Below are 26751 nucleotides of genomic sequence, written 5' to 3'. Positions count from 1 at the left end.
ACGGTGATGACATAAAAAATGCTACATGCGCACGATTGATGCGCCCCATGTGAATCCACCACCCATGGCTTCAAGGACTACAATGTCGCCTTTTTTGATCCGTCCATCTCTTACCGCAACATCCAAAGCGAGCGGCACCGACGCGGCAGAGGTGTTCGCATGCTGATCAACGGTCAAAATTACCTTGGCAGGATCAAGCGCCAGTTTTTTCGCCGTCGCCTCGATTATCCGCGCGTTTGCCTGATGCGGCACAACCCAATCGACATCTGCCGGACTGAGTTCAGCGGCAGCTAGCACCTCGTGGAGAACGCTGGTAAGATTTGTGACCGCATGGCGGAAAACTTCGCGGCCCTTCATGCGCAACTTGCCGACCGTGCCGGTCGTGGAAACGCCGCCATCGACATATAACAACTCATTATGCTGGCCGTCGGCATGGAGCTTTGTCGCTAATGCACCGCGCACGCCCACTTCGCCCGACAAGATAACTGCGCCAGCCCCGTCGCCAAACAGGACGCAGGTTGTGCGGTCATCCCAATCAAGGATTCGGCTGAAGGTTTCGGCGCCAATGACCAAAGCATTGGTTGCCGAGCCCGCGCGGATCATGCTTTCCGCCACTGAAAAGGCGTAGAGGAACCCGGAACAAACCGCCGCCACGTCAAAGGCAACACCGCCATTGCAACCAAGCGCGTGCTGAACGAGCGTGGCCGAAGCCGGAAAGGTTTGGTCGGGCGTTGCGGTGGCAAGAATGATGAGATCGATGTCCCCCGCAGCCATTCCGGCGGCATCCAGAGCGTTGCGCGCGGCCTCTATGGCAAGGCTAGACGTTGTCTCGTCAGGTTCAGCGATATGGCGGAATTTTATACCCGTCCGCTCCGTAATCCAAGCGTCTGTTGTATCTACCTTGGCGGCCAGTTCTGCGTTTGACACTCGGGTCCGCGGCAACGCCGACCCAGTGCCCTTAATGACGGCACGAAGTGCAACCGTGGTCACTCGGCCTGAACCCGGGCAAGGTCTTGGGTGATGCGCGCCGTAATATCTTCTTCGACGAGCCGCGCAGCCACCTCAACGGCATTTGCCACGCCTTTGATATTCGCGCTGCCATGGCTTTTGACGACAACACCGTTCAGCCCCATAAATACAGCGCCATTGTGGTTGTTCGGATCAAGATGGTGGCGCAACAATTCGGTCGCTGGCCGCGACACGAGGAAACCGAATTTTGATCGCACGGAGCTTGTGAAGGCCCGGCGCAAAAGGTCCGTTACGAACCGCGCTGTGCCTTCGATGGATTTCAGCGCGATGTTCCCGGTGAATCCATCGCAGACGACGACATCGCATTCGCCCCGGTTGATCTTGTCGGCCTCAACAAAACCCTGAAAATCCATGTGTAGACCTGTGGCATCGCGCAAATGTTGCGCTGCGTCGCGGAGCTCGTCGGTACCCTTCATTTCCTCGGTGCCAATATTCAGCAGCCGGACGCGCGGACGATCAAAGCCAAAGATGATGCGTGAATAAGCGGCACCCATGACCGCGAACTGGACCAGATTTTTTGCCTCGCATTCGGTATTTGCACCCAAATCGAGCATCACTACGTCGGTGTCTTCAAGCGTTGGTAACAAGGCGGCAAGCGCAGGCCGGTCAATACCGGGCATCGTGCGCAAGGCAAGCTTGGCAGTCGCCATCAACGCGCCAGTATTGCCCGCACTTACGGCAGCGCTGGCTTCGCCTGACTTCACGGCGTTGATCGCCATACCCATCGAACTGGTTTTGGCTTTGCGCAACGCCGCGCTGACCTTGTCATCGGCAGTGACAACATAATCACTATGCAGAATTTCGGATGCAGCGCGCAGGTTGGGATGTTTGTCGAGCGCCGCTTTAATCCGGGCTTCGTCGCCGACCAGCAGGAACTTGAAGCTTTCATGCCGGTGACGCGCCAGCGCAGCACCTGCAACCATCACTGGCACGCCTTCATCACCGCCCATCGCGTCAATGGCGATACGCGGTTTCATCGACACCAGTTTTTCTCCTCAGAAAGGATTAGGCGACTGCCACCACTTCACGGCCATTATAGTGACCGCAGGCATCGCACAGATGATGCGGACGCTTCAGTTCACCACAGTTGGCGCATTCTTGATATGCAGCAACTTTAAGCGAATCGTGGCTACGGCGCATGCCGCGCTTGGACGGAGATGTTTTTCTTTTGGGGACAGCCATTTCGGCACCTGTTCCATTTCAAAATCAATAAGTTCTAGTTCACGCTAGGCGAAAGAGGTCGTCGTGGCAAGCAATCGCCAGAATCGGCCTCAGTCATCCGCACGTGTCTGTGTGAGCGGCGCGCTATACTTGTTTTTCGGTGCTTTGCAAGCCGCGAGATAGCAGTTAAGCGTCCTAATAATAACAGGGAGAGAATATATGTTGAGTTTACCCGTGACCCTTACGATCGCTGCGGGGGCAGCTTTGGTCAATATCTGGCTTATGATCCGATGCGGACAGGCGCGCACAAAGGAAAGCGTATCGATCGGCGATGGCGGTAATGAGTTTGTTATTCGCCGCATGCGCGCGCACGCGAACTTTGTCGAAAGTGCGCCCTTCATTCTGGTGTTGATTGCCGCACTTGAAGCAACCGGCGGGACGAACAACTGGCTATGGGGCTTTGGCATCGTCTATATCATCGGGCGCCTAGCGCATGGCTTGGGCATGGATGGTGGACCGTTGGGCAAGGGCCGAATGGTCGGCACGCTGACAACGATGGTCACACTGCTTGGCCTGGCTGGTTGGGCTTTATGGAAGGTCTACGCCGTCCTGTAGAGCACCGCCCACATCAGCGTGCGGCCAATACATCGTCCGCGACAAAGGCGTTGTGCAGCCGCTCATAACCGAACTGGCTGGTTGGTCCGTGACCGGGGATGAAGGTGATATCATCCCCCAGCGGCCATAATTTCGTGGTAATGGCATTGATCAGGTCGGCATGGTTGCCGCGCGGGAAATCGGTTCGGCCAATCGACCCTTGAAACAACACGTCACCAACGATTGCCAGGCGGCTTGGGCCGTGGTGAAAAATAACATGTCCGGGCGTGTGTCCGGGGCAGTGGATGACATCCAACGTCAAATTACCAACAGTCACTTGATCGCCACCAACCAGCCAGCGGTCGGGCTCAAAGCTATGCGCCTCCATGCCCCAACGTGCGCCATCATCGTCCAGCTTCTCAATCCAGAAACGGTCGTCTTCATGCGGCCCCTCGATTGGAAGTCCGAGTTCTTGCGCCAGCATGCCAGCCTGACCGCAATGGTCGAGATGGCCATGTGTGATCAGCAACTTCTCAAGCTCGACGCCGGTTTGCGCGACGGCTGCCTTCAATTTGTCCAAATCGCCGCCGGGGTCAACCAACGCACCTTTGTTGGTTTCGGTACACCAGAACAAGGTGCAGTTTTGCTGCAACGGGGTGACAGGGATGATAGCCGCCTTCAACGGAGGCGCTTTGGCTGGCGTGGATGTAACATGCGACATAAGCGGCTATGTGGCGCACCTAAGCCACAGAGGCAAGGCCTCAGAGCCGCCGCCCGGCCCACACAACCCGGCCTATAATTGAAACAGCAGCGCCATCGACGTCCGGCCAACCGGGATAGGCAGGATTGTCGGACAGCACCGACAGCCGTCCGGCAGGGCCACTGGCAAGCCGCTTGACCATCAGCACATCATCCAGCCGGATCACATAAATGCCGTCGCGCACACTGTCGGTTGCAGCACGGTTATCGACCATGATGTCGTCATTATGGTTCAGCGTCGGTGACATGGAATCGCCATCGACCTGAATAAGGGACAGCTTGGCGGGGTCCAAGCCCTGCTTGCGCAGCCATTTTTCATCAAAACCAATTTTACCCGCAAGCGTCTCACGATCAGGTAGCGCGCCGGCACCGGCCGACGCACCGACAGCGAGTTTCGGTATCAGGCGGATGCCGCTTTTGCGAACACCGGTTGCCGGCCCGCCCAGCAATGTTTCGTCGACCCCGAAATATCGCGCCAATATGCCACGTTCGGCTTCCGGCAATTTTTTCGGTGAGCCGCGCTTGATAAATTGTTGAATATAAGTCGGATTTCGTCCGATGAGTTTTGACAGGCCAGCAAAATCTTCCTTATTTTCCGCAATCAGGCGCTCCAAAGCGGTCCTTGGCTCTTCCTTGATCATGATCTCTCCAGTTCGGTTGGAAATTTCCTAGACATGTAGGATTTATCCTATCACTTTTGTTCTATATTTGTTCTTACTGATTCGGGCAAGCCAATCAGTGTCGATCATGGAGGAGACGTCATGCATATCACACGCCTTATTGAACGGTTTCTGTGCGACCAGAAGCTGCCACCGACGAAGTTTGGGCGTTTGGCCGCCCATGACCCGAGGCTTGTGCTCGATATCCGGATGGGGCGTGAAATCCGCCCCGAAATGGAGCAAAAATTGCGACGTTTTATGTCGCATTATGAACAGCAGCACCGCGCGCATGATGGTGAACAGACATGAGTGGGCGCATGCGGGCCGGTGCTTTTCTGCGCGCGTTGCGTTTGCTTATTCCCGAAGCCGACCTCAACATCGTTCATGAACGGCCATGGCACAGCCTTACCTTTGGCGGCACACAAATCTGCATCTCGGTTACTATGACCAACGCGGAAACGACGTGTGGGTTGCCGCTATCGGCCATGTTGGCGGAGCATGAGTTTTGCCTGCCACGGCAGATCGTGGCGGATATCGCGATAGCGCAAGCGGTTGTGGCCGACGGCGCATACTGCCGGATTATTGATGCGTTGTTGCTCGACGATTAGCGCGCAGCCGCATTCATCCGGTGCAACGTGGCGAGTGCAGCCGCGAGCGCTGAATCCACCTCATCATTTGCCTTCGAGTCAGATGGCACCAATTCCAGAACAGGGCGGCGGCTTTCGCTGGCGCGACTCTCTTCACTGTCCATATCCGCATGATCGGGTTCGTCGCTATTTTGCCCTGACACTTTGGCCAAAGGGTTGAACAATTTTTCTTCGAGCTGTGCCAATTCCACATGCCGGTGGGCAACCGCTGACTCAAGTTGCGCGACCATATTTGCAATAGTTGACGAGGCGGGTGCAATTGGACTGTCAGGAGCGACCTCGACCAGTTCCAACGTCTGCTCACCGCTGCCCACATCGGGCAACGCCTCAACTTCCTTAGGCTGGATCTCCGGCAGATCGGGAGAGCCGCCGACGTCTTTTTCTTTTTGCGCCTTATGCAATTTGGCCGACAGATATCGTGGAATATATTTGTTGGATTGTACTCCACTGTTGGCCAGTGCGACAGGAATTTCCTCAACGCCAATGCCGCTTTCGTTGGTGCGCAGCAACCTTATGGTCAGCCTGCAAAGCGGTATAGCGCCTGTGACAAATGCGACAAATGTACGGCTCTCATCCGCCAGCGGCATCGGCACGAACATCATGCCTATGGCCACAACTGCACCTGAGCAAAAGGCGATGAAAATCGCCCGCGTCGGAACGGGAGGTGTGTTTTGGCGCATCGTCAGTCCTATATTCTGCGCTCATACATAAGGCGTTGGCGCATTCCGTTTTGATAACAGAAAATGGTAAACGGGATCGTAACAATCGATATGCGCCTGGCATGATCGTTCTGCATACAGCGAGTTCGCTTGGGCTTTATCGCGTTTTTCCTGCGCCGCAAAGCTTGTGCAGCGCCCGCATCGACCGTAAACGGCGTTGATGACTACACCAAACGCACCGAACTTGCCGCGCGTTGCGCCGGAGGCCATTGGCCCGCGCCTGCAATATTATTGGGACACCATGGCCACATGGGTTCAGGGAAATTTCGTTGAACTTGGCATTGCAATTGCCGCCGCCATTATCGTTTTTCTCGCACTAAGCTGGCTGAAACGCATTGCCTCCAACATCGCGCGCGCCAGCGAGCATCGTGCGCATCTGAAATCGATTATTGCCCGGACATTAGCGCGCACGAGCAAGTTCTTCCGGGTCATGGTGTCAATTGAACTGGTGAACCAGATCGCCAACGCGCCTGTCGCACTGGCGCACTTCATCGATATCTTGTTCACCATCGCCATCGTCGTTCAGATCGCGATCTGGCTGCGCGAGATTATCCTGGGATTGATTGAACGCCGCGCAGGCGAAGGCATTCATGAACATGACACCTTGCAAAGTGCGATGGTGTTAATTCGGCTTCTGGTCAGCTTTGCCTTGTTCGCAGTTGCCGCCATCGTTGTGCTCGACAACTTAGGCGTTAACGTCACTGGCCTTGTCGCGGGGCTTGGCGTTGGGGGCATTGCCATCGGCTTGGCCGCACAAGGCATTTTCTCTGACTTGTTCGCTGCAATCTCGATCATTTTTGACAAGCCCTTCCGGCGCGGCGACACGGTTTCTTATGATACCACCACTGCGCGGGTTGAAGTGATCGGGATGAAAAGCACTCGGCTTCGCGCGCTCACGGGCGAAGAAAAGATCATTTCGAACAGCAAGTTGCTTGAGAAGGAAATCACCAATAACACCTTGACCCTGTATCGGCGCGTCACCTTTGTCCTTACGTTAGTATATCAAACACCCCCTGAACTTGCGCGTCGCGTGCCCGATATTTTGCGTGAAACCGTTGAAAGCAACGGAGGACAGTTTATCCGAGCCGGCTTCAACAATTTTGCCGCAAGCTCTCTCGATTTTCATCTGGTCTTCGACATTGAAAGCGATGATGTCGAAGAGATGTTCGCAGCGCGCCATCACGTCGGCATCGCCATCATCGACGCCTTTGCGCGCGAGGGGATATCTTTCGCGTATCCCACGCAAACCACATTCACGTCGGCGCCGGATGGTACGATGGTGATGCCTTATGCGGTTCCGTCACACGCCGCTGTCCCGCGTTCAAAAAGCTGATTCGTGCGTCCGGTGTTTGGTGGCCACCCGCTTGCCGTAACGGCAAACAGGCAGGACTTGTATTGCGCGATTGAAACCGCCACGATAGGCAAAATTAGGGTTTAGGAGAACGCTACGTGACAGCAATAACACCCGCCGAACTGGCGACTAAGGTCGGCGAAAATATCGGCGTATCGGAATGGATTTTGGTGGATCAGGACATGATCAACAAATTCGCCGATGCGACAGGCGACCATCAATTCATTCATATCAACGAAGAGATGGCAAAAATGACGCCCTTTGGCGGCACAATTGCCCATGGCTTTCTGACCCTTTCGCTTTTCCCGGTGATGAGCGCGAAGTCCGACTGCCCCAAGGTTGCAGGTGTTAAAATGGGCGTCAATTATGGCGGCAACAAAACACGCTTTTTGGCCCCAGTGCGGTCCGGCAAACGCGTCCGTGGTCATTTCAAGTTGCTTGAGCTTGCCGAAAAACGCCCCGGCCAGTGGCAGCAAACGCTTGAGTTCACTGTCGAGATCGAGGGCGAGGAAAAGCCAGCTCTTCAGGCTGAATGGATCAGCCAGTTTTTCGTATAATTTTCATTTCAAGGAACAACTCCCATGCGTGACGCAGTAATCGTATCCACCGCCCGTACCGCCATTGGCAAAGCCTATCGCGGCGGCTTCAACGCCACGCTTGGGCCAACGCTCGGCAGCTATTCTTTGAAGGCCGCGGTCGAGCGCGCCGGTATTGAGGGCGGCGAAATCGACGATGTCTTGTGGGGCTCTGCGCTTCAGCAAGGCACTCAGGGCGGCAACCTTGCGCGCCAGGTTGCTTTGCGCGCCGGACTTCCGGTTTCGGTTTCGGGAATGACGATGGACCGCCAATGTTCATCTGGCCTGATGTCGATTGCGACAGCCGCCAAGCAGATTATCGTCGATCACGTCGATGTCATGGCAGCAGGCGGACAGGAATCCATTTCGCTGGTGCAAACCAAAGAAATGCGCGTTCAACCCGACCGCGAGTTGGTCGAAATGCACAATTCGATTTATATGCCGATGCTTCAGACCGCTGAGGTCGTCGCCAAGCGCTACAATATCAGCCGCGATGCGATGGACGAGTATGCCCTTCAATCGCAGCAGCGGACTGCCGCAGCACAGGCCGCCGGTTATTTCGATGCAGAAATCGTTCCTGTGACCACCACCATGAATGTGGTGAACAAGGAAACAGGCGAAGTCAGCCAGAAAGAAGTGACCATCGCAAAGGACGAAGGCAACCGTGCCGACACGCAGCTTGCTGGTCTTCAGGCGCTTCAGCCGGTCCTTGGGCCTGACATGACAATTACCGCTGGTAACGCCAGTCAGCTTTCCGACGGATCATCTGCCTCGATTTTGATGGAAGCGAAGCTGGCTGAGCAAAAGGGGCTCAATCCGCTTGGTCGCTATGTCGGCATGGCGGTTGCGGGCACTGAACCAGATGAAATGGGCATTGGTCCGGTATTCGCCATCCCCAAATTGCTTAAGCGGTTTGGCCTCAAAATTGATGATATTGGTATTTGGGAACTGAACGAAGCCTTTGCTGTGCAGGTTCTCTATTGCCGCGACAAATTGGGCATTCCCAACGAGCTTTTGAACGTCAACGGTGGCTCGATTTCAGTCGGCCATCCTTACGGCATGACCGGCGCGCGCTGCACGGGCCATGCCTTGATCGAAGGCAAGCGCCGCGGTGCCAAATACGGTGTTGTCACCATGTGCGTTGGTGGCGGCATGGGCGCAGCAGGCCTGTTTGAAATCTTTTAATCACTTTTGAGGAGCAGCCGCATGCCAGCCATTGGTGTTATTGCCACCCTGACCGTCGCAGACGGGAAGAATGATGAATTTGAGACTGTGTTCGCTGAGCTTGCGGCTGCGGTTCGGGCCAATGAGCCGGGAAACATGTTTTACACGTTGACCCGGTCACGGTCCAACCCGCAGGTCTACAAAGTGCTTGAGCAATATGTCGATCAGGATGCCCTTAATGCCCATGGCAGCAGCGACTATTTTAAGGCGGCGGGTCCAAAGCTTGGTCTATGTCTGGCTGGTGCGCCTGATATCGAGTATCTCGACGCCGTGTAACGCTTAATCCGACATGGAATCGGTTATGGCCGGAACACCATGTCGGATCGCTTGTTTGCTCACTTCAACCAAGGAGTGAAATATGACCAGCGAGACCGAAATCAAAGAAAAGTTCTGGAAATCCCTGAAGTCGGACCGGACGATGTTTTTGGGGTTGGCCGAAGGCGAAGATGGCCATGCGCGCCCGATGACGGCGCAACTGGAAGACGATTGTTTCCAAGACGGCCAATATGAAGGCCCCATCTGGTTTTTCACATCCCGCTCAAGCAATTTGTACCAGGAAATTGGCTCCGGCGGCCGGGCGATGGCGCATTTTGCGTCAAAAGGCCATGACATCTGGGCAACCGTGCACGGCAATCTTTCCCAATCAACTGACCCTGCGACCATCGACCGTTTGTGGAACCGGTTCGTCGCAGCTTGGTATGAAGGTGGCAAGGACGACCTAGAGGTTGCCCTGATCCGGCTTGATGCCGAAAATGCTGAAATCTGGATTGACGCGTCGAGCATGGTGGCCGGCATCAAAATGCTTATGGGCATAGACCCGAAGCAGGATTATAAAGATAAGGTCGCGCACGTCACGATGTGATGATTTAGGCCGGGCGCAGCTTTCCGTTTGCAAAAACAAAGCCGCCCGGCCGATCCTCTGCCAATAATGCCGGCCCGTCCAAGTCCACCCAATTTGCCGATTGCGCCACCAAAAATGCCGGGCCAATTGCAAGGCTGGTCGACAGCATACAGCCGACCATGATCTGCATTCCGGCGTTGTGCGCGGCCTTGCTGAGCGCAAGTGCCTCGGTCAGTCCGCCGGCTTTGTCGAGTTTTATGTTGACGCCCTGATACAAATGACGAAGACGCGCTATGTCGTTTGCAATATGGCAGCTTTCGTCTGCAAAAATGGGCAGTGGCGAAGAGATATCGGCTAATGCGGCGTCTTGGTCCACAGGTAGCGGCTGCTCAATCATGGCAACGCCGATATTTTTCAGCGCTTCAGCCTCGGCTGCGATATCAAGATCGCCCCAGCTTTCGTTCGCATCTACAATAATTTGTGCTTTCGGTGCGCCCGATCGAACCGCTGCAACCCGCTCGCGGTCGTCAGCCCCATTTAACTTGAGCTTTAACAAGCCATATCCGTCGGCGGCTGCCTTTTGGGCGTCGGTCCGCATGATATCGGGCGTATTTAGCGAAATCGTAAAAGCCGTTTGCAACGGCGCAGGCAGGACTTTCAGGCCAGCCAGTTCCCACAGGGCGACATCCATCTGCTTGGCTTCAAGATCCCAAAGCGCACAATCCAGAGCATTTCGTGCCGCCCCAGGCAATAATTTTGACTGCACTAACTGCCGGGCAACGACAACCGGGTAATTGGCCAGTTCCTGAGTGATCCCTTCAATTTGCCTAAGGCATTTTTCTGCGGATTCGCCAAGATAATAGACCGCCGTGCCCTCACCAATGCCGAAATGCGTACCATCGCTGACCGCGACCACCAACACGTCCACAAACTGCTTTGCGCCGCGGGCAATGATGAAGTGGCCATCCACCGGCCAGCGTTCGACGATGGCTGTAATCTGCAAGCTCATAGTCAGGACATGGCACGAAAGCGCAGCGCGCCAAACCTAAAAACACAATACGATATCAGCACGTTGCCATGGCAACGGCACGAAATCAATTGTGGCTTGCTATCCAATCTTCGACAACAGGTGCAATTTTTTCGCGCCATTTGCTTCCGTTGAAAATGCCATAATGGCCCACTTCTGGTGCCATATGGTATTTTTTGAAGGTATCAGGCAAGCCACTGGCTATTTTCAGCGCAGCTTTCGTTTGGCCCAAGCCGCTGATGTCGTCATTTTCACCCTCGATTGCAAGCAGACCGATATCGGTGATCGCAGCAGGGTCAACCAGCTTGCCGCGATAGTTGAACTCACCCTTCGGCAACAGATGGCGCTGGAATACCGTATCGACAGTTTGCAGATAGAACTCGGCGGTCATGTCGCATACCGCGCGATATTCGTTGTAGAATTCTTTCTGTCGATCAGCACCTTCGCCATCGCCTTTTACAAGGTCGGAAAACATCGACCAATGGCTGATCATATGATTGCCGAGGTTCATCGACATGAATCCAGACAGTTGAAGGAATCCCGGATAAACCCGGCGGCCAGAGCCTTTGTAATAAGGCGGGACGGTCGCAATCACATTTTGGACGAACCAATCGTGCGGCCGCTTCGTCGCGTGGTTGTTAACCGCAGTCGGCGCTTCGCGTGTGTCGATAGGACCACCCATCATCGTCAGCGTGCGCGGCCGAAGCGGATGCTTCTTGGCGCTCATAACTGCGGCGGCTGCGTATGCCGGAACCGATGGCTGGCAAACCGCGAGCATGTGTGCGCCGCGTCCACCAGCATCTGGTCCAATAAATTCCAACCATTCGATGAGATAATCGATGTAGGTTTCCAGATCGAAGCCGCCGCCGGTCAGCGGCACGTCACGCGCATCTTTCCAGTCGGTGATGTAGACATCATGCGTGACTATCATACGCTCAACTGTGCCGCGCAACAGCGTCGCAAAATGGCCTGACATCGGCGCGCAGATCAACAGCCTTGGCTTGTCGCTGCTGCCGTCATAGGTGAACCGCTTCAGCTGACCAAATGGCTTGCGCGCCATGTTTTCTTCCTCAACGACCAATGTTTTGCCGTCGACGACCACATTATCCAGCCCGAAAGCCGGTTTTCCACGCGGAAGGACCGAATGGGCGAAAACTTCTAAAGCTGATGCAGCTACGGGCGCCATTCCCGCATAGTTGAAAGGCGCAACCAGATTATTAAGCATTTCAGCCTGTCGTTGCGCAATCCAACCTGCGCCAGCAAGCCAACCGCGTTGAAGATCATATCCAGTGTACAGCATATTCAGGCCTTTAATTCTATAAAGCGGCTATTTTGCACCGCATTTGCAATCGGCTGTACGCATTTATTGTGCATTGCACCATAGGAAAAGCGTCGGCACATTGCGTGGCGCATTGTTACCCGTTGAGCGCACTGCTAGGCGAGCCGGATGACCGACGAAATTTCTGACCATCCAATTGCATTAACACCCGAACCAACGGAAACTGTTGCCGCTAAAGCAAAGCCAAATTTTGGAAGTCTGCGGATGATCGGACATTTTACGATCAAATATCCCCGCCAGATTACCTTTGCGTTGCTCGCCTTGGTGGCGGCGGCGGCGTCCACGCTTGCAATTCCATATGGCCTGCGCCTGATCATAGACGAAGGCTTTGTCAAAAACGGGGGCGATCCAGCGCCCTATTTTTACCTGCTTCTAGGTATTGTTGTCATCATTGGCATTTCGACGGCGTTCCGATTCTATTTCGTCAGCTGGCTTGGTGAGCGGGTAGTGGGCGACATTCGCGTTGCTGTTCAGCGCAATTTGCTGCGGTTATCGCCACGGTTTTTCGAAGAAAACCGACCCGGAGAAATTGCCAGCCGGATGACCGCCGATACAGCGATTATTGAACAGATCGTCGGCACCACTGTATCGGTGGCATTGCGGAATATTTTTATTGGTATTGGCGGCGTTACTTTACTTTTTGGGCTCGCGCCTAGCCTTACGATATGGCTCCTCGCGGGTATTCCTGTGGTTGTTTTGCCGATTGTGTTTCTGGGCCGACGCTTGGAAAAGGCGTCGCGTACTAGCCAGGATAATGTCGCAAGCGTTGGGACGATTATTTCGGAAACGCTTGGCGCAATCAAAATAGTTCAGGCCTTTGGTCAGGAAGGCCGCGAAGGCGTGCGATTTGGCGACGCAGTTGAAGGGACATTTACTGCTGCAAAAAAACGTATCCGGCTTCGGGCATTTCTCACGGCGCTCGTGATGGCGTTGATCTTTGGCGGCATTACAATGCTCGTCTGGGAAGGTACTGACCAGGTCAAGGACGGCGTTATATCGTCAGGCACCTTGTTCGCGGTCGTATTGTATGGCGCGCTCGTTGCGGGTTCATTTGGCGCCTTAACCGAAGTATATGGCGATTTAGTACGCGCGTCCGGCGCGGCGTCGCGACTGGCCGAATTGCTTCATGAAGTGCCTGAAATAGCGCCACCCGCCAACCCGGTTGCGATGCCGCCGGCTCGCGGGCAAATCGAGTTTCAAAACGTACATTTTCGCTATCCGACCCGGCCCGATGTGGCGGCACTTCACGATTTTAGCCTGAAAATTTCGCCCGGCGAAACGGTGGCTGTCGTTGGGCCATCGGGGGCAGGCAAGTCTACTTTGTTTCAACTTGCAGAGCGCTTTTACGACCCCGAAGTTGGCACGGTTCGCATCGACGGTGTTGCGTTGACAAGTGCGGACCCCGCAGACTTCCGGCAACGGATCGCTCTGGTGCCCCAGGACACCGTGCTTTTTGCGGCATCGGCGCGCGACAACCTGCGCTATGGTCAGTGGGATGCAAGCGACGAGGCCATTTGGGCCGCGGCCGAACAAGCCAACGCTGCGCAATACCTTCGCGAACTTCCCGAAGGATTAGACACATATCTCGGTGAAGGCGGTGCGCGGCTTTCGGGTGGCCAGCGGCAACGCCTCGCGATTGCCCGGGCACTGCTGCGCGATTCGCCCATATTATTGCTTGATGAGGCAACCAGCGCGTTGGATGCCGAAAGCGAGAAATTGGTTCAGGACGCTCTTGAACGCCTGATGGTCGGCCGAACTACGATCGTGATTGCACACCGGCTGGCAACGGTGCGCTCCGCCGACCGCATCATCGTTATGGATCAGGGCAAAATCGTCGAGGAAGGTGATCATCCGACGCTGAGCGCAGCAGGCGGCCTATATGCCCGTCTCGCCAGCTTACAGTTTGATGCTTAAAAGGACGAACGCAACCGTTCACGCATAGCGATCGGTTCAGACACAGAGGTTGCGGCTGTGCGCATTTTTTTGCTGAAGCGTTGCAAGCGAAAATAAAGCTCTTCGCTGGCAGCAATCAGTGCCCGTGCCTCGGGTGGGAACCGTTTGACCTGTGCCGCATCACTCACAGGGGCGTACCCTAAATCTAATGAGTCGCTGTGCGCATCCTCGTCAGAAATCTCCCCTGCCCGCAAAGCTTTCTGGTTCAGCAACCAAGCGATGCTGTGCATAAGCCGCGTCGTGACTTTCAGCGATTCACAGGAAAATGCCACGGATATTTCAGATGACAGCTGACCGTTAGCTTGGCTTCGGTCAAAACAATGCCGCGCTTCATCTGCCAACACCAGCGCTTCAGTGTATAACGAATCGATTAATAGAGGGGTCAGTTCTAAACGCGGGTTTTCCATGCGGTTCTATGACATAGCTGACGAAGACATGTTAGCGTAAAAAGACATGATTTAATGATGACTTGGCAGTTGTGCCGGGATGAAACAGCCACCTGCAATATGTTAATGATGCCCAAATAATATTAGGTAATTATGCAATAATGTCGGGAACCAATTGGTCCTCAAGCCGCATAATGCAGTCTTTCAATATCAGCTTTTTCTTTTTCAGCCGGGCAATCTGGAGCTGGTCAACTATGACCTGCGTACTGAGTGCGCGAATGGCGTCGTCAAGATCGCGGTGCTCGATCTTTAATTGCTCAAGCTGGTGCTGGTATCCATCATCGTTCATGGGTCTTTGTAGACAGAGTGCCGCAAACAAGTCATCGTTAAAAAACGGCGATTTGGCCGAGAGACGGTTTTTATACGCGCCCGCCTGATAATTATCGGCAAGACTTAGGTAAGGATTCGTGTTTTACTCTTCGGCTCAGATCGTCGAGTCTCACATTGAAGGAGAATGGTGTGAATAATAATCATCTGTCCGCACTTCGTAGCAAGCACGCCGAACTTGATCAAAAGCTGGAGCGCGAAGAGAACAGGCCCTTTCCCGACAGCAACGTGATCCACAATCTGAAAAAGCAAAAATTGCATTTGAAGGACGTTCTCGTGCAAGAGTCGGCATTAACTGACTGACTAGGAATATTTTCATGCAGGGTATCGCTTGCCATTAAGGTCTCTGCTACGTGCAAGCTATGGAAAGCGCTACCCGTTCAGCCCGTAACATCCTGACTGGTCTTCACGAGGTCATGGCCTCAAAAAACCATGCTCAGGGCAAGCTGAACCACGTCGTAAATATTATCGGTGAGGCGCTTTCAAGCGAAGTTTGTTCGATTTACCTTTTAAGGGACGGCGCTCTTGAACTGTTCGCGACGCGCGGATTGAACCAGGCTGCTGTCCACATTACGCGGTTGGGATTGGGCGAAGGTCTTGTCGGGACAATCGCCGAGAATGTCGAAACACTGAACCTTGATGAGGCAGCGGCGCACCCCAATTTCCGCTACGTTCCCGAAACGGGTGAAGAACGTTTCCACAGCTTCGCCGGAGTTCCGATTGTCCGCTCTGAACGCGCTGTGGGTGTGCTCGCGGTCCAGCATGTCGAGCCGCGGAAGTATGAAGAAGTCGAAATTGAAGCATTGCAGACCGTTGCCATGGTGCTTTCGGAATTAATCGCAAATGCTGACCTAATTGATGAGCCAAGCGCGCATGGCAGCAACGAAACTGGTACCGTCAGCCTCAGTGGTCTTCCGCTGGTCAAAGGCGCCGCTGCTGGAGTAGCAATTTTTCATCAGCCGAATGTGCGGATTGAACATACCGTCGCCGAAGATACCGAGGCAGAGCGGCAACGCGTTTATTCCGCCTTCGATAAAATGCGCGCGCAGATCGACAGGATGGCGAGCCAGATCGATTTCGGAACTGGCGGTGAACATGAGGAGGTCATCGCGACCTACAAAATGTTCGCATATGACGAGGGCTGGAGTCGGCGCATCAATGAGGCGATCGACAGTGGCCTGACGGCGGAAGCCGCAATTGAGCGCGTTCAACAGCGCACACGGATGCGGATGCGCCAAATCGACGATCCGTTGCTCGCCGACCGAATGCATGACCTCGAGGATCTTTCGAACAGGCTACTGCGTATTGTTTCAGGGCAAATGAGCACCGCAGCGCAGCTTGGGCTGAAAAAGGATTCTATCCTGATTGCGCGCAATCTTGGTCCCGCCGAATTGTTGGAATATGACAAAAGGCGGCTTCGCGGTGTTGTCTTGGAAGAAGGATCGCTCACCGCGCATGTTGTTATTGTGGCGCGCGCAATGGGTATACCGGTGCTTGGCCGGGTGCGGGGTATTCGTCACAAAGTACGTGATGGCGACATGCTGCTTCTAAATGCAGACGAAAAAAGTGTTATCGTGCGGCCTTCCTTGGCTGCGGAAGAAATTTTCCAGCACGACCTGATTGATCGGCAAAAGAAAAAGGCGCGTTATGCCGCCATGCGCGATGAAGCGTCCGTTACCAAGGACGGAGTTCCAGTCACGCTGATGATCAACGCTGGTTTGCGCGATGACATGTCGGCTTTGGCAACGACCGGTGCGGAAGGCGTTGGCCTGTTCAGGACCGAATTCCAGTTCCTCATCTCCGCCACCTTGCCGCAGCGCGAACGTCAGCAACGATTCTACCGTGATGTGATGGACGCAGCAGGCGAAAAGCCTGTGATTTTTCGCACGTTGGATATTGGTGGTGATAAGGCGCTGCCATATCTTAAAGACGAAACCAGTGAAGAAGAAAACCCGGCGCTCGGCTGGCGCGCGCTTCGTCTCTCGCTTGATCACGCCGGTTTGATGAAGGCGCAGGCACGCGCCTTGATTGAGGCATCGGCCGGCCGCACACTTAACGTCATGTTCCCGATGGTTTCCGAACCTTGGGAATTTGATGCTGCAAAAGCCATCTTCGACGGACAAATCGAATTTCTCGGTAAGCGCAAGAAAGTTCTTCCGAACAAAATCCGCTATGGAGCCATGCTTGAAGTGCCGGCACTGGCCGAAACGCTCGATATCCTGCTGCCCAAGATAGATTTTCTGTCAATCGGGACCAACGATCTTACGCAGTTTCTGTTTGCAGCCGACCGCGCTGACCCCAGATTGGCCGAACGGTATGATTGGCTTAGCCCGGCAATACTGAGATTTATCCGGCGCGTCGTCAAAGCAACAGAAGGGCATGATGTCGACGTTGCGGTATGCGGCGAAATGGGCGGACGCACGCTTGAAGCGCTTGCGCTTATCGGGGTCGGCATTCACCGATTATCAATCACGCCTGCAGCAGTCGGACCAATTAAGGCAATGGTCCTGTCAACGAACCATGCCGAAGTCCGCGCAAAGTTGGAAGAGTTGCTCAATAGTCCTACGGAGAATTTGCGCGAAGCACTGACCGCTTGGGCAGCGAGCCGGGGCATAGAAACTGGCTAAACTGCTTGATTTTTAAAGGTGAACAACCGGAATCGTCGTTGACATAGTGTTCAGGATGTTCATTGTTTGGCTGACTGCACGTAGAGGCGGGGAATCGGGTCTTGGAGAATGTAGTGGACGAAATTCCGCCTGTTGAAACGACGCTCAAAACCGTAGGCGAGCAACTGAAGTTAGCGCGTGAACGGATGGGCATGGGTCTTGCTGATCTTGCTGCAAAAACGCGCGTGCCGACTCGACATCTCGAGTCTATCGAACGGTCTGAATTCGGAGCATTGCCCGGGCAGACATACACCGTAGGGTTCGTTCGATCCTATGCGCGTGCAGTGAATATTGACGAAATTGCGATGGTCGACGCTTTACGCGTCGAATTATCCCGCAGTGGTCATCAAGGGTATCAGGCACCGCTTCAGAACTACGAACCGACAGATCCGGCGCGCGTTCCATCCAGAACACTGGCATGGACGGCGGCAGCGATTGCAGTAATTCTTCTGGCTGCCTATCTCGTGTTTCGCAATTTTACATTAACTCAGGTAGATACTGAAACGCAGCCGGCGGTGCCGCAAGTTTCAACATCGATGAGTGGCTCGCCTTCAAACGCCGCAGCGAAGACAGACAATTTAGCCAACAATGATGGGCCTGTGATTTTGACAGCCACCGACAATGTGTGGGTGAAGATCTACGATGTCGATCAAAAGCGGTTGTTCGAAAAGGAAATGGTAGCGGGTGACCGCTTCGCCGTGCCGCAAGATGCCAACAAGCCGATGATTGTTACCGGTCGGCCGCAGGCACTCACAGTGACCGTTGGCGGAAAAGCTGTCGCTCCACTCGGTGCGCCGGAAACAACTATTGCCGATGTCGGCATCAGCGCGAAAGACCTGCTGGCCCGCAATTCTGACAATGGCGCGTCAACACCTTAACGTGAGTTGGCGCGGCACAAAATTCGGACAGGTTTCCATTTGTTTACATCGCAATTTCGCGATGGGTCTTTATTGCGCTGTTCCAGTGGGCTATACGCCCGGAACGTTTCGTAAAGGGAAGTAACCCAATGCATTTTCGTCTTATTATGATCAGCTGCGCAGCACTCGCCGTTAGTACGCCCTCCATCGCACAGGACGCGAACATAGACGGTCGCGTGGGTAAACTCGAAAAGGAAATGCGCGCGGTCCAGCGTCAGGTTTTTCCCAATGGTGCCGGCAAGTTTGTGGAGCCCGAAATCCAGTCTCCGACTGCGCCCAAAACAACGTCGGCATCGACGACAGCCACAGCGGATCTTACCGCACGTGTAGACGCGCTTGAGGCCCAACTTGCCATGCTGACGGGTCAGGTTGAACTTCAAGGCAACAGCATGCGTGGCCTCGAGGGCCGGTTAAAGGCCATAGAAACGCAATTAGCTACGCAGCAGACAACTTCCGCAGAAGTTGTAAATCCGGTATCAATCCCCATTGCAACAGCGAGCCCGAAGCCCGCGGTTGCGGTCGTCAAACCCGCTGCTCCCGCAAAACCCAGCGCCGCGCGCGTGGCAGCAGTTGCCGCCATCGAACGCCCTGCGACGGGCGACACTTTCGAGGATGGTTACAATTACGGCTACAGATTGTGGGAAGCGAAGTTCTTCCCCGAATCGCAAGCCACTCTTGAAGAGGTCGTTGCCAAGAATCCAAAACACAAACGCGCCAGCTTTGCGCGCAACTTGTTGGGTCGCGCGTGGTTGGATGACAGTAAGCCTGCCACTGCCGTCAAAGTGTTTTACGACAATTACAAAGCTGACCCGCGCGGCGAACGTGCGCCCGAAAGCCTATTTTTCTTGGGCTCAGCGTTAACAGACCTCGGCAAAACGGCCGAAGCTTGCGAAGCTTACGGCGAACTGGCGAAAGCCTATCCGGACGTCGCGACTGGCCGGTTGGCAGATCGCATCGCATCGGGCAGAACACGGGCGAAGTGCAAATAGCGCCCGGCCCGGTCGCTCTGGATCGTTTTAGGGCGGCGCTGCAAAAGTTGCACGTAACAAACAGTGATAGGCTGCTATGCGCTATATCGGGTGGTCCAGACAGCATGGCGTTGCTTCTGCTCGCGCAACAAACGATGCCCGATAGGCTGGTTGCAGCAACAGTAGACCATCAACTGCGCCGGGAATCCTCCGACGAGGCAAAATATGTTGATCTCTTCTGCCAAAATCTGGGTATTCCGCACGTCACTTTAACACCGGATGAAGCCATCAGCGGCAATATTCAGTCGTCGGCACGCACGGCGCGATATGCGTTGCTGGAGCGGGCGGCCGATGCGCATAATTGCACGTATATCGCCACTGCACACCACGCGGATGACCAGTTGGAAACAATATTGATGCGCTTGGCCCGAGGCAGCGGGGTCGACGGCTTGTCCTCAATTCGCGCACAAAATGGTCGCGTAATCCGTCCACTTCTGCAATTCCGTAAGGCCGAACTTGTCTCTCTTTGCGCTGACGCAGGCATCGTGCCGGTGAACGACCCTAGTAACAAGAATGCTGACTTCGCACGGGTGGCGATGCGAAACTGGCTGGAATCCACAAATCACCCTTTTCGTGCCGACCGGGCCGCACGCACTACCGAAGCCCTCGCCGCAGCATCCGAGGCCTTGGTCTGGATGACTGACTGGCTCGCTTCGCAGCGAATCCGGCTCGAAAATGGCATACTAATTTGCGATGCCACCGAAATTCCAGGTGAACTTAAAAGGCGGCTTTTGATGCGCTGCCTTTCAACTGTTGACCCGGATATTACGCCGCGTGGTGACGCTATTGACCGATTACTGGACGACTTGGAAAACGGACGCATGGCGACAATTGGCGATGTGAAATGCGTGGGCGGTGCGCAATGGCGTTTTTCTCCTGCCCCGCCTAGGCGAAGCTGAGGATCAGATACCCGCAATTTTGATAATCCCTATATTGTCATTCGCACATTCGCCCCTACATTGGCCTTATACTCCCGCGCATGTGGCGCTGGCATAAAGCAAGGCAGTTATGATGAACGACGAACAGGAACCGAAGAGCAACCCGATGCTGCGTAACATGGCCATCTGGTCAGCGATTATTGTGGCTCTATTGCTTGTAGCTTCGATCTTCAGCGGCTCCTCGGCCCCGGCCAACGGCATTACCTATTCGTCGTTCCGCGACAAGGTTGAGGCAGGGCAAGTTAAGTCCGTGCTGATTACGGACGATCGTATCACTGGTAAGCTCCAAAATGACGAAACTTTCGTGACGGGTTCGCTGCCGAACGACACCAGCCTTTTGCCCCTGCTCGAGGAAAAGGGTGTCAACTACGACCAAAAACCTACAGAACAGCCGAGCTTGCTACTCCTCCTTGTGTATCAGGCACTTCCTTTCCTGCTCATACTGGGAATTGCGTTTTTTGTTCTTCGTCAAATGCAAAAAGGTGGCGGTGCCGGCGGGGCCATGGGTTTTGGCAAGTCTAAAGCCAAGTTGCTTACTGAAAAGCATGGCAAGGTAACGTTCGAAGATGTGGCCGGCATCGACGAAGCACGCGAAGAGCTTCAGGAAATCGTTGAATTCCTGAAAGATCCGCACAAGTTCAGCCGTCTCGGCGGCAAAATACCCAAGGGCGCTTTGCTCGTGGGTTCGCCGGGTACGGGTAAGACATTGCTGGCGCGCGCCATTGCCGGCGAAGCGGGTGTGCCTTTCTTCTCGATATCGGGTTCCGATTTTGTTGAAATGTTCGTCGGCGTCGGCGCAAGCCGTGTGCGCGACATGTTTGAACAAGCGAAGAAGAACGCACCGTGCATCGTCTTCATCGACGAAATCGATGCTGTTGGCCGCAGCCGTGGTGCTGGTCTTGGCAACCAGAATGACGAACGCGAACAGACGTTGAACCAGCTGTTGGTCGAAATGGACGGTTTTGAGGCTAATGAAGGCATCATTATCGTTGCTGCAACCAACCGTCCCGACGTTCTTGACCCAGCCTTGCTGCGTCCGGGCCGTTTCGACAGGCAAGTCGTTGTTCCGCGTCCCGACATTGATGGCCGCGTCAAGATTCTCGACGTCCATATGAAAAAGGTACCGTTGGCACCAGATGTCGATGGACGGGTAATTGCGCGTGGAACGCCCGGTTTCTCCGGCGCTGACCTTGCTAACCTCGTCAATGAAGCCGCTTTGCTTGCGGCTCGCCGGGGCAAACGCCTTGTCGCGATGCAGGAGTTTGAAGATGCTAAAGACAAGGTGATGATGGGCACTGAGCGCAAGTCCATGGTCATGACCGAAGACGAAAAGAAAATGACCGCTTATCATGAGGCTGGTCACGCCATCGTCTCGATACACGAAGTGGCTTCTGACCCAATCCACAAGGCAACCATCATTCCACGTGGCCGCGCCTTGGGTATGGTCATGCGTCTGCCTGAGCGGGATAATTACAGCTATCACCGCGACAAAATGCACGCCAACCTGTCGGTATCAATGGGTGGCCGCGTGGCGGAAGAACTGATTTTTGGCTATGATAAGGTCAGCTCAGGCGCATCAAGTGACATTCAATATGCAACCAGTCTTGCGCGCGACATGGTCACACAATGGGGTATGTCGGACGCCATGGGTCCGCTGCAATATGAAGAGCGTCAGGATGGTTATCTTGGCTATGGCATGTCGCAACGCTCTGCCATGTCGGACGAAACCGCACGGAAGATTGATGCCGAAATTCGCAAGCTGGTCGAAGGTGGACATCAGCGCGCAACCGAATTGCTGACGACACATAATGAACAACTGCATCTGTTGGCCAACGCACTTCTTGAATTTGAAACACTGTCAGGTGACGAGATTAACCAGCTTTTGGAAACTGGCAAATTCGAACGCGATGATGGCAAGGTCATTAAGCCTTCGTCCATTCCAACGGTTGGCACAGCCATACCCAAGGCAGGACGCGGCAAATCTGCGCCGGTCGGAGGCGCAACCCCACAAGGCGCCTAGTTTTGGCTTTTATTCGCGGCCTCAACGCTATACTCCGTTAGGAGAGAGTTGAGGTCGCAAATATGAAATATGCTGTGCTTTTGGCAAGCGGTGCATTGTTGTGTGCCGCCCCGGCAACCGCCATGGACGCCGAAACTTTTTTTGTAAAAGCAGTCGCTTTAAAGAAAAAAGGCATGGGCGCGGTTTTTGCCAAAGACCTCAAGCCCATGGTTAGGATTTTTGAAGCTGCTGCGAATTCAGTCAAAGCAGAAAACGAAGTCGCAAGGGCCGCAGGGTTGCCACTGTTTTGTGCACCCAAAAAGTACCGCCTGACAGCCGATCAGTTCATTGGCGAATTCAGTCAAATTCCAAAGGAGCGAAGACGAACACAATCCGTGCGCGATGCATGGCGCGAAATCGTCATCCGGCGCTTTCCCTGCTAACGTAGCGCTTCCCTGGGCGAGGAGCGGCAAAAATGCCAATTTATTGCGATGAATCGGGCGGTGTCGGGCGCGGTGTAATGACACTGGCGGCTGTTTCCATCGAGAATAAAGTTGCTGATGCAGTAATCGCCCGATTTCGGGAGGTTACAGGGCTGAGAGGGGAACTGAAGGGTAGCCGGATTGACTTGGCAGAACGCGGATTGCTGTTTGAATTGCTTGGCACACAACCATGGAACGCGACAGTCGGCATTGCAATTTCCGCGCTTGCGCCGGAGGTCGGGCAGGACCGTGGCGCTCACGACACCGATATTTACGCGCAGTTACTCAATGACGCTGTCGCCAAATTGGTATTAGCGGAAGGAAATTGCGTCCAAATCGTGATCGATGATGGCCGCTATGGCCCCGAAACGCTTGCACTTATCCGCAAGGACGTTGCGCAATCTGTAGGACCCTGCGGCACTGCATCACTCGGTCTTAGCCACGAACATTCCGGGCTCCAGATTGCCGACGTCATTGCCAATACATTCTTCAACCGCGCAATGGTAACCGAGCGCCAAGCTAGGTTGGCAGCAATTGTCGCACCATTTTTGGAGAGCGGCAAAATTGCGCTCAATATATTATCAGGTGACGCCCAGGGTGACGACGAGCGCAGCGAATAGGGTAAGCGCTGCCATTGCGAACCCGGATAACAGACATGTGCGCCAGAATGCGCCAAAGCGCGATATTTGGTAGGCATATTTCAACTGCCTATACATGTGGACGGGTGGCGCGAATGCGAGCAGAAACCCGCCAATAACTTCTGTTGCCGAATAGCTGATGAGCAACCCGCTTATAATGCCCAGCAGCATCATGAAGGTAAGCGAATAGGTCACAAAAACCGCATGGTCGAACAGCTTGAACTGCCGCCGCCAAAAAAATAGCAACCAGACAAAAGGCACGGATATCGGGATAAGTGCCCAGCCATATTTATAGGCATTGGACTGCATTTTATAGATCAGCAATTGCGGGTTTTTGGTAGCCTTCCTTGCAGCCGAATTCAAATAAGCAGCGCCTGGAAAATCAAGGTCTGTAAAACGGAAATTCTTGAGCGTATCCTCGTCATCGCCTACATCGTCGGCCGCGGTGTTTATCAGTCGGCTGGCAAGTTTTTGTGCTGTTAGTTCGGATTCCAAATCCCGCGTGGGTGTTCCGGCCTTGCGGGCAGCGGCAATATCGGTTTCCAATTGTGCGATCTCGGCGGCAACTTTGCGCCTCTCCAGACTTATGCCTTGGGCAACGGGTTTGTCCTGCAGAGCGCTCTGCCCTGTTTGGACGGCGACGTCTGTGTTCGCGCCATCTTCAGGAACCAGCCAATTGAAAGCTGCGAAGGTAAGGAACACCGTAAACAAGAACAATGCAAGCGGCGACACGAACTTGGCGCGCTCCCCATGCACATATCGCCGCGTCAGATCACCGGGCTTCCAGAACAACATTGGCAATGTCCGCCAAATTTTCCCGTCGAAATGCAGGACGCTGTGCAATATGTCGTGGCCGAAAGCACCAAGTGTCCGGTGCAACCTCGCCTTTTGACCGCAAACATGGCAGTGCGCTCCGACTAATGCCGTTCCGCAGTTGAGGCACGAGGTCGAATTACCCCTGCCCTCGCCCGCATCGGGCTCGACCGCTCGGGCAATAGCCGCACCGGTGATGATATCTGCAGCCCCTGCCAATTCCCCGCTCATGTCAGGTATTTATCAGTGTGGCGACCGAAAGCCAAAAGAAAAGGCCCGGACGCGCCGGGCCTTGCTTTAACATCCATGTGACAACGAATTACCGGTCGTAATCGCGCTGCATGCCCGCACCGCGTGCTGGAGCGGCGGCCGTTAAACGAAGCGCCTCGGCAGACAGGCTGATCGAGCCAACTTCATCTGCTTCTTCGTCTTCATCAACCTGAACTTTCTGCAGCGACTGCACGAGGCCTTCTTGCAACTGGTCAGGACGGACGGTTTCTTCGGCGATTTCGCGCAAAGCCACCACTGGGTTTTTATCACGGTCACGATCGATCGTCAGTTCAGCACCGCCAGAGATTTCGCGCGCACGTTCGGCGGCAAGAAGTACAAGGTCGAACCGGTTGGTGATCTTGTCGATGCAATCTTCAACAGTAACGCGTGCCATCTTGGCTCCTGATTCTTCGTAAATTTCGGGAAGTTGCACGCTGGTAAAGCTACCTGCGTAAAATGTCAACGAAAAGGGCGGGCCGCTTGCCGTAAGACGTGCAAAGCGGTATCGTCAAGACCATGACAGCGCAATCACGCAAGCCCGGGTTTCCCGGCGCGTACTTTCAGGTTGCAGGGCATGACTTGCATTTGGTCCATTCGCCGCAAGACAGGCTAAATGCTTTACTGCAGCTCATTTCAGCGGCACAAAAATCCATTCAAATGTTTTTTTATATGTTTAATGACGATGCCACAGGCCGCGAAGTGCGCGCGGCGCTGGTTTCAGCTGCCGAACGCGGCGTGAATGTGCAGCTAATCATCGACAGCTTTGGATCGACCAAAGTGCACGATCGATTTTTTGATGAATTGATCGCGGCGGGCGGCGCCTATCACAGCTTTGGCTCCCGCAAAGGTCTTGGCTATCTGATACGCAATCACCAGAAAATTTTGGTCGTCGATGGCGCACATGCGCTTGTCGGTGGCTTTAACATCACTGATGCCTATTTCGGGCGCGCTGGCGACGCCAGCTGGGAAGATCTCGGCATGATAGTGTCCGGCCCGCAAGCACAGAAATTGGGTGACTATTTCGACGACATGGCCAGGGCATCTAACAACGGCAAGGTGCGTTACCGCAGCATCCGCGCCATTATTCACCAGTGGCGGCCAGGCATTGGCCAGGTACAATGGCTTTTGGGTGGTCCTACCAACCGTATTTCGCCTTGGGCCCTCACCTTCAAACGGTCATTGGACACTGGCCAAAGATTTGACATTGTCTCGGCCTATTTTTCGCCGTCGCAGACGATATTACGCCGCATCGCCCGGACAGCAAAGCGCAACAAGGGTTCGCGGCTGATAATGGCGGGCAAGACAGATAATGGAGCGACGATAGCGGCGGCACGTGTGCTGTATCGCTATTTGTTGCGGCGCAAGGCCAAAATTTTTGAATTTCAACCGCATCCGCTGCACATGAAACTGATGGTGATTGATGACACCGTCTATATCGGTTCAGCCAATCTCGATATCCGAAGCCTGTTCATCAATCTGGAAATCATGGTGCGGATAAAGGACAAGGCGCTTGCAATACATATGCGCAAGATGATCGATGATCTTGTGGCGCAGTCCGAGGAACAGACCGGACTGTTGCTCAAAGCCCGCGACAGTTATTGGAGCAGATTCAAGGCTGGGCTTGCTTATTTCCTCGTCAACTCGGTCGATTACACGATTGGCCGGCGGATCAAATTCGGTTTGATACGCAACCGGTAATCATTCTTTCCACCCCCAAAACAGGTGGCATGGCAAAACATTCCAAAACTCAAAACCCGTGTCGATTTTGCGAAAATGCGGAGCCATGAAGTCCCGGGCGCGGGCACGGAACTGGTACACCAGAAACGCACCACCGGGACGGATGGCTTTTGCGGTTTCAGCCGCGATGACCGGGCCAAGATTATTGGGTAGCGTCGAAAATGGCAGGCCCGACAAAATATAATCGGCGTGCTCAAAGCCAAAATTGTTGATGATGTCATTTACATCGGCTGCCGAACCATGGACCGCAATGAAACGGCTGTCACGGATCGCTTTGCGCAGATAATCGATAAAATCCTCATTGAGGTCGATGACGAGCAAGGTGGCATCTGGCCGCATCCGGTCCAACACCGGCTGGCAAAAAGTGCCAATGCCCGGACCATATTCGACAAAAAGCTTGGTATTGTCCCAATCTACGGGCGCGAGCATTTTCTTGACGGTCTTCGACGATGACGGGATGATCGATCCGACCATCACTGGATGCTTGATAAAACCTTTAAAGAAAACGCCCCAAGGGCCAAAAAAGCGACTGGCGCGGTTCTTCATGCGGTACAGCACCGTCGTTTTAGCCAAGCTAGAATATATCATACTATCGATCCGGGGGAAGTTGTC

The 26751-nt window shown here is 54.4% G+C and carries 31 protein-coding genes; 18 read left to right on the top strand and 13 right to left on the bottom strand.

Translation table 11 applies throughout. The features are described from left to right. Nucleotides 1-21 precede the first annotated feature (21 nt). From ACLL9E_RS06980 to rpmF, 3 genes are read right to left on the bottom strand one after another with little or no spacing between them, the layout of a single operon-like run. Nucleotides 22-990 (bottom strand): beta-ketoacyl-ACP synthase III, encoded by a 969-nt coding sequence (locus tag ACLL9E_RS06980; RefSeq protein ID WP_411291014.1) that lies wholly within the window; start codon nucleotides 988-990, stop codon nucleotides 22-24. After that, on the bottom strand, nucleotides 987-2006 hold the full coding sequence (plsX, locus tag ACLL9E_RS06975; protein WP_411291039.1) for a phosphate acyltransferase PlsX: 1020 nt from the start codon (nucleotides 2004-2006) through the stop codon (nucleotides 987-989). Before plsX ends, ACLL9E_RS06980 begins: the two co-directional genes overlap by 4 nt. A 28-nt stretch (nucleotides 2007-2034) precedes the next feature. Next, entirely contained in the window at nucleotides 2035-2211 is a 177-nt protein-coding gene (rpmF, locus tag ACLL9E_RS06970; protein ID WP_125229645.1) for a 50S ribosomal protein L32, read from the bottom strand. Between the two features lie 198 nt (nucleotides 2212-2409). Here rpmF and ACLL9E_RS06965 point away from each other — a divergent pair, with 198 nt between their 5' ends. Continuing rightward, the gene (locus tag ACLL9E_RS06965; protein WP_411291013.1) at nucleotides 2410-2805 is read left to right on the top strand and encodes an MAPEG family protein; all 396 of its coding nucleotides are present in this window, start codon (nucleotides 2410-2412) and stop codon (nucleotides 2803-2805) included. Nucleotides 2806-2818: 13 nt separating this feature from the next. Here ACLL9E_RS06965 and ACLL9E_RS06960 read toward each other — a convergent pair whose 3' ends face one another. After that, the gene (locus ACLL9E_RS06960; protein ID WP_411291012.1) at nucleotides 2819-3505 is read right to left on the bottom strand and encodes an MBL fold metallo-hydrolase; all 687 of its coding nucleotides are present in this window, start codon (nucleotides 3503-3505) and stop codon (nucleotides 2819-2821) included. A gap of 40 nt (nucleotides 3506-3545) precedes the next feature. Beyond that, nucleotides 3546-4184 (bottom strand): helix-turn-helix transcriptional regulator, encoded by a 639-nt coding sequence (locus tag ACLL9E_RS06955; protein ID WP_411291011.1) that lies wholly within the window; start codon nucleotides 4182-4184, stop codon nucleotides 3546-3548. 120 nt (nucleotides 4185-4304) lie between these two features. Between ACLL9E_RS06955 and ACLL9E_RS06950 the strand changes: the two genes are divergently transcribed. Continuing rightward, entirely contained in the window at nucleotides 4305-4511 is a 207-nt protein-coding gene (locus tag ACLL9E_RS06950) for a hypothetical protein (RefSeq protein ID WP_411291010.1), read from the top strand. Nucleotides 4512-4519: 8 nt separating this feature from the next. Next, entirely contained in the window at nucleotides 4520-4810 is a 291-nt protein-coding gene (locus ACLL9E_RS06945; protein WP_411291009.1) for a hypothetical protein, read from the top strand. Here ACLL9E_RS06945 and ACLL9E_RS06940 read toward each other — a convergent pair. Further along, nucleotides 4807-5529, bottom strand: a complete 723-nt coding sequence (locus ACLL9E_RS06940; protein ID WP_411291008.1) for a hypothetical protein — start codon at nucleotides 5527-5529, stop codon at nucleotides 4807-4809. The two genes, ACLL9E_RS06945 and ACLL9E_RS06940, sit on opposite strands and share 4 nt — an antisense overlap. 199 nt (nucleotides 5530-5728) lie before the next feature. Here ACLL9E_RS06940 and ACLL9E_RS06935 point away from each other — a divergent pair, with 199 nt between their 5' ends. The 5 genes from ACLL9E_RS06935 (at nucleotide 5729) to ACLL9E_RS06915 (ending at nucleotide 9580) form a co-directional block, all read left to right on the top strand. Next, nucleotides 5729-6901, top strand: a complete 1173-nt coding sequence (locus ACLL9E_RS06935; RefSeq protein WP_411291007.1) for a mechanosensitive ion channel family protein — start codon at nucleotides 5729-5731, stop codon at nucleotides 6899-6901. Between the two features lie 125 nt (nucleotides 6902-7026). Further along, nucleotides 7027-7476 (top strand): MaoC family dehydratase, encoded by a 450-nt coding sequence (locus tag ACLL9E_RS06930; RefSeq protein WP_411291038.1) that lies wholly within the window; start codon nucleotides 7027-7029, stop codon nucleotides 7474-7476. 24 nt (nucleotides 7477-7500) lie between these two features. Continuing rightward, nucleotides 7501-8679, top strand: coding sequence for an acetyl-CoA C-acyltransferase (locus tag ACLL9E_RS06925; protein WP_411291006.1), 1179 nt, complete (start codon nucleotides 7501-7503; stop codon nucleotides 8677-8679). Between the two features lie 21 nt (nucleotides 8680-8700). Then, nucleotides 8701-8994, top strand: coding sequence for a putative quinol monooxygenase (locus ACLL9E_RS06920; RefSeq protein WP_411291005.1), 294 nt, complete (start codon nucleotides 8701-8703; stop codon nucleotides 8992-8994). A gap of 82 nt (nucleotides 8995-9076) precedes the next feature. Continuing rightward, nucleotides 9077-9580, top strand: coding sequence for a pyridoxamine 5'-phosphate oxidase family protein (locus ACLL9E_RS06915; RefSeq protein WP_411291004.1), 504 nt, complete (start codon nucleotides 9077-9079; stop codon nucleotides 9578-9580). 4 nt (nucleotides 9581-9584) lie between these two features. Here ACLL9E_RS06915 and ACLL9E_RS06910 read toward each other — a convergent pair whose 3' ends face one another. Both ACLL9E_RS06910 and ACLL9E_RS06905 read right to left on the bottom strand, forming a co-directional pair. After that, complete coding sequence (locus ACLL9E_RS06910) at nucleotides 9585-10568, bottom strand: dipeptide epimerase (protein WP_411291003.1); 984 nt, start codon at nucleotides 10566-10568, stop codon at nucleotides 9585-9587. An 85-nt stretch (nucleotides 10569-10653) separates the two neighbouring features. Next, nucleotides 10654-11886, bottom strand: coding sequence for a polyhydroxyalkanoate depolymerase (locus ACLL9E_RS06905; RefSeq protein ID WP_411291002.1), 1233 nt, complete (start codon nucleotides 11884-11886; stop codon nucleotides 10654-10656). A gap of 147 nt (nucleotides 11887-12033) precedes the next feature. Between ACLL9E_RS06905 and ACLL9E_RS06900 the strand changes: the two genes are divergently transcribed. Then, nucleotides 12034-13839, top strand: a complete 1806-nt coding sequence (locus tag ACLL9E_RS06900; protein ID WP_411291001.1) for an ABC transporter transmembrane domain-containing protein — start codon at nucleotides 12034-12036, stop codon at nucleotides 13837-13839. On the opposite strand, the gene ACLL9E_RS06895 is transcribed toward ACLL9E_RS06900, so the two are convergent. Both ACLL9E_RS06895 and ACLL9E_RS06890 read right to left on the bottom strand, forming a co-directional pair. Then, nucleotides 13836-14285 carry a DUF1465 family protein gene (locus ACLL9E_RS06895; protein WP_411291000.1) on the bottom strand — a complete coding sequence of 150 codons (450 nt, stop codon included), beginning with the start codon at nucleotides 14283-14285 and terminating at the stop codon, nucleotides 13836-13838. The two genes, ACLL9E_RS06900 and ACLL9E_RS06895, sit on opposite strands and share 4 nt — an antisense overlap. Before the next feature lie 130 nt (nucleotides 14286-14415). Continuing rightward, entirely contained in the window at nucleotides 14416-14613 is a 198-nt protein-coding gene (locus tag ACLL9E_RS06890; RefSeq protein ID WP_411290999.1) for a YdcH family protein, read from the bottom strand. Nucleotides 14614-14783: 170 nt separating this feature from the next. Between ACLL9E_RS06890 and ACLL9E_RS06885 the strand changes: the two genes are divergently transcribed. The 8 genes from ACLL9E_RS06885 (at nucleotide 14784) to ACLL9E_RS06850 (ending at nucleotide 23301) form a co-directional block, all read left to right on the top strand. Further along, nucleotides 14784-14954 (top strand): YdcH family protein, encoded by a 171-nt coding sequence (locus ACLL9E_RS06885; protein WP_411290998.1) that lies wholly within the window; start codon nucleotides 14784-14786, stop codon nucleotides 14952-14954. Nucleotides 14955-15013: 59 nt separating this feature from the next. Beyond that, nucleotides 15014-17278 (top strand): phosphoenolpyruvate--protein phosphotransferase, encoded by a 2265-nt coding sequence (gene ptsP, locus ACLL9E_RS06880; protein ID WP_411290997.1) that lies wholly within the window; start codon nucleotides 15014-15016, stop codon nucleotides 17276-17278. 113 nt (nucleotides 17279-17391) lie between these two features. After that, the gene (locus ACLL9E_RS06875) at nucleotides 17392-18195 is read left to right on the top strand and encodes a helix-turn-helix domain-containing protein (protein ID WP_411290996.1); all 804 of its coding nucleotides are present in this window, start codon (nucleotides 17392-17394) and stop codon (nucleotides 18193-18195) included. A 128-nt stretch (nucleotides 18196-18323) separates the two neighbouring features. Continuing rightward, the gene (locus ACLL9E_RS06870) at nucleotides 18324-19223 is read left to right on the top strand and encodes a hypothetical protein (RefSeq protein ID WP_411290995.1); all 900 of its coding nucleotides are present in this window, start codon (nucleotides 18324-18326) and stop codon (nucleotides 19221-19223) included. Then, on the top strand, nucleotides 19214-20161 hold the full coding sequence (gene tilS, locus ACLL9E_RS06865) for a tRNA lysidine(34) synthetase TilS (RefSeq protein WP_411290994.1): 948 nt from the start codon (nucleotides 19214-19216) through the stop codon (nucleotides 20159-20161). The genes ACLL9E_RS06870 and tilS overlap by 10 nt, the downstream gene beginning before the upstream one ends. 112 nt (nucleotides 20162-20273) lie before the next feature. Beyond that, nucleotides 20274-22220, top strand: coding sequence for an ATP-dependent zinc metalloprotease FtsH (ftsH, locus tag ACLL9E_RS06860; RefSeq protein ID WP_411291037.1), 1947 nt, complete (start codon nucleotides 20274-20276; stop codon nucleotides 22218-22220). A gap of 62 nt (nucleotides 22221-22282) precedes the next feature. After that, complete coding sequence (locus tag ACLL9E_RS06855) at nucleotides 22283-22642, top strand: hypothetical protein (protein ID WP_411290993.1); 360 nt, start codon at nucleotides 22283-22285, stop codon at nucleotides 22640-22642. Nucleotides 22643-22674: 32 nt separating this feature from the next. Then, nucleotides 22675-23301, top strand: coding sequence for a DUF3800 domain-containing protein (locus ACLL9E_RS06850; protein ID WP_411290992.1), 627 nt, complete (start codon nucleotides 22675-22677; stop codon nucleotides 23299-23301). Here the strand turns inward: ACLL9E_RS06850 and ACLL9E_RS06845 are convergent. Further along, nucleotides 23263-24363, bottom strand: a complete 1101-nt coding sequence (locus ACLL9E_RS06845; protein ID WP_411290991.1) for a DUF3667 domain-containing protein — start codon at nucleotides 24361-24363, stop codon at nucleotides 23263-23265. The two genes, ACLL9E_RS06850 and ACLL9E_RS06845, sit on opposite strands and share 39 nt — an antisense overlap. Nucleotides 24364-24451: 88 nt before the next feature. After that, a complete protein-coding gene (gene rpoZ / locus ACLL9E_RS06840) occupies nucleotides 24452-24796 on the bottom strand; it encodes a DNA-directed RNA polymerase subunit omega (protein ID WP_411290990.1) in 345 nt (114 codons plus the stop codon). 122 nt (nucleotides 24797-24918) lie between these two features. On the opposite strand from rpoZ, the gene ACLL9E_RS06835 reads away from it, so the two are divergent. Continuing rightward, nucleotides 24919-26100 (top strand): phospholipase D-like domain-containing protein, encoded by a 1182-nt coding sequence (locus tag ACLL9E_RS06835; protein WP_411290989.1) that lies wholly within the window; start codon nucleotides 24919-24921, stop codon nucleotides 26098-26100. Here the strand turns inward: ACLL9E_RS06835 and ACLL9E_RS06830 are convergent, their stop codons facing one another. Then, entirely contained in the window at nucleotides 26101-26727 is a 627-nt protein-coding gene (locus tag ACLL9E_RS06830) for a class I SAM-dependent methyltransferase (RefSeq protein WP_411290988.1), read from the bottom strand. Nucleotides 26728-26751 lie beyond the last annotated feature (24 nt).

This window comes from Sphingorhabdus sp. (assembly GCF_046596595.1).
Lineage (GTDB): Bacteria > Pseudomonadota > Alphaproteobacteria > Sphingomonadales > Sphingomonadaceae > Sphingorhabdus_B.
This window is presented reverse-complemented; position numbering and strand designations above follow the sequence as displayed.